Source organism: Paenibacillus sp. 01L418, assembly GCF_056400045.1.
In genome coordinates this window covers 1-2,532 of the sequence record NZ_JBFTSN010000645.1, presented here as the reverse complement: position 1 = coordinate 2,532, position 2,532 = coordinate 1, and the positions used below count along the sequence as shown (strand labels likewise).

Sequence of the window (2,532 nt, the reverse complement as noted above, 5' to 3'; positions counted from 1 at the left end):
CCTTGGTATGATGTTAATGGGTCCATAATGCTGGCTAGCTACTGGATCCAAATACAAACCAAGGAGACTACAACAAGCATTCTACTCAAAATGAACGAATTAATCAAATCACTTCTTCTACTTTAATTGTCGGAGTCGACATTGCTAAATTCAAACATGTGGCCAGGGCACAAGACTATCACGGAGTCGAGCTCGGTAAATCGATCACGTTTGAAAACAATCGAGAAGGTTTTGAATTATTCATTAGTTGGTTCCAAAAGATTGTTGCGGAACAAGGGCTTCAGGACGTCATGGTCGGCATGGAGCCGACTGGTCACTACTGGTTAAACTTAGCTCATTATCTTAGAGAGCAACAAGTTAAATATGGTGTTGTAAACCCACTACACGTGAAGAAAAGCAAAGAGCTTGATGACAATTCTCCGACGAAGAATGACATCAAGGACGCTAAAGTGATTGCACAGTTGGTCAAAGATGGGAGATACGCTGTACCTAGCCTTCCACAGGGCGTTTATGCTGAACTGCGGGAAGCCATGAAAATTCGCGAGCACCTGACAACTGACCTTTGCGTTGTGCAAGCACGTGTCCATAACTGGCTAGATCGGTATTTCCCCGAGTTTCTGACGGTATTTAAGGATTGGGAATGCAAGTCAGCCATCCAAATGCTAAGTCTCTATCTACTGCCACATGAGCTTGTTTCCGTACCAGAGGAGATCCTGCTGCAGCATCTGAGAGAAGCTGCAAAGCGTGGGCTTGGTCTAGGCCGAATCAAGAATCTGAAGGCAGCAGCCAGCCGTTCTGTTGGTATCCATCAAGGTTCAGAGTTGGCTAAAATGGAGTTGAAGGTGCTGCTGAACCAGTACGAATGGCTTCATAGAAAACTGGAAGAACTGGAAACAAAATTGGAAGAATTACTCAAGCAGATCCCACATGTACAACAATTGTTGGCCATGAAAGGGATTGGAAGAGACACCATCGCGGGCTTTCTAGCTGAGGTAGGCGATATTAGTCAGTACCGACATCCCAAACAGATCACGAAGCTCGCTGGATTGAATTTGAAAACAAATTCATCAGGCACACATACCGGACAGACTAGGATAACGAAGAGAGGTAGGAAACGCCTTCGTGCCTTACTCTTTAGAGTGATGATGCCGCTGGTCGCAAAAAACGCAGCCTTCCGAGCTTTGCACGAGTACTACACCAAACGGTCGAGAAATCCGTTGAAGAAAATGCAGTCTCTCATCGCATTGTGTARCAAACTCATACGCATCCTATTCGGCATATTGAAAAAGGGACATGAGTTCAGGGAAGAAAAGATGATGCAGGATATCCCTCGAGGTGTAGAATTACCACAAGCGGCTTAACAGAACGTTTTCCAAAGATAACGACCTAAACCAAAAGATAGATAACAAGAAGCACGGATGAGTCGGAACGGCACAATCCATACGGACGAAGATCCTGCCGGGCAGCATATCTGACCTTCACCTCATGGACAGGTTGAATGAAGGAATGTGAGAGCGTAGACTCTGCGAGATGTGGGAGGGTTGACCGCCATGAGCTCATGTGGAGATCCAAAGGTGCAACCAAACTTTACCGGAGAAACCACTTTTTACAGCAAGTGGTCTAGGTGGAGACTTTTTTGCACTTTTACCAGTCCCATAAATTTCTTAATCTACAACTTCGTTCCACTGAAGTGTTATCTGTAATGAGCAAACATGGTTAATATACTAAGAAAACGTGAGTATTTAAGAGAAAAGTGATTCTCCATAGAGGGAGGTTACGTTAATGAAGGAATTATTTAAGTTCTTCCCGAATTATGAGTTATCCCACTAGGAAGCAGGTTTATTAGTGAAAAGTGATCATTTGTTAAAGCTTCTGTATGATAAGAATTTACATACTGTTCGTCCATTTGAAGGGTGTAGCGAAACAGAAATAAAGTTACTTGAGCAAGAATTGGCAATCAAGTTACCGGAGTCTTATCGGCAATACTTGCTTGCTGTTGGTCATAATTCGGGAAGATTGTTTCAAGGTACAGATATGAAGTATTCACAATTAAAGGAACTTCAGTATGCGGCCAAGGAATTATTGCGCGAGAATAATGACCTGATATTAATGCCTGAGAGTTCTTTTGTATTCTCAATGCATCAGGGCTATGAAGTTAAATTTTTTGTGTTAAGTGTAGGGGATAATCCACCGATTTTAGAATGGTACGAGGGAAGTACTAAGGGGATAATTACGCTCTTTGATACGTTTGAGGAGTTTCTTTCTGATTCAATTTATAAGCATGCAGCTATAAAGTGGCTTGATTGAATTAACGGGACACGATAGTTGAACAATCAAGGAGCAGTTTGCTGCGGCTGCTGCTCCATTAGTCGAATTACTTACAGGAAAAATGAGGGTTGGGACTTCAGAATGAAAGGATGAACAATATGAAAGTTTGGAGATTACTTTATAGTTCAAATGCCACAATATTAATGGTTAAAAATGATCAACTGCGAATTATTAATTTTGAAGGGAAAATAGATGATTTTACTC

The 2,532-nt window shown here is 42.2% G+C and carries 2 protein-coding genes; both read left to right on the top strand.

Annotated features, from left to right (window positions below; genetic code table 11):
- The first annotated feature begins 41 nt into the window (after positions 1 to 41).
- Complete coding sequence (locus AC1DSE_RS34090; RefSeq protein WP_477528994.1) at positions 42 to 1,361, top strand: IS110 family RNA-guided transposase; 1,320 nt, start codon at positions 42 to 44, stop codon at positions 1,359 to 1,361.
- A gap of 484 nt (positions 1,362 to 1,845) precedes the next feature.
- Positions 1,846 to 2,307, top strand: coding sequence for an SMI1/KNR4 family protein (locus tag AC1DSE_RS34085; RefSeq protein ID WP_441887194.1), 462 nt, complete (start codon positions 1,846 to 1,848; stop codon positions 2,305 to 2,307).
- Positions 2,308 to 2,532 lie beyond the last annotated feature (225 nt).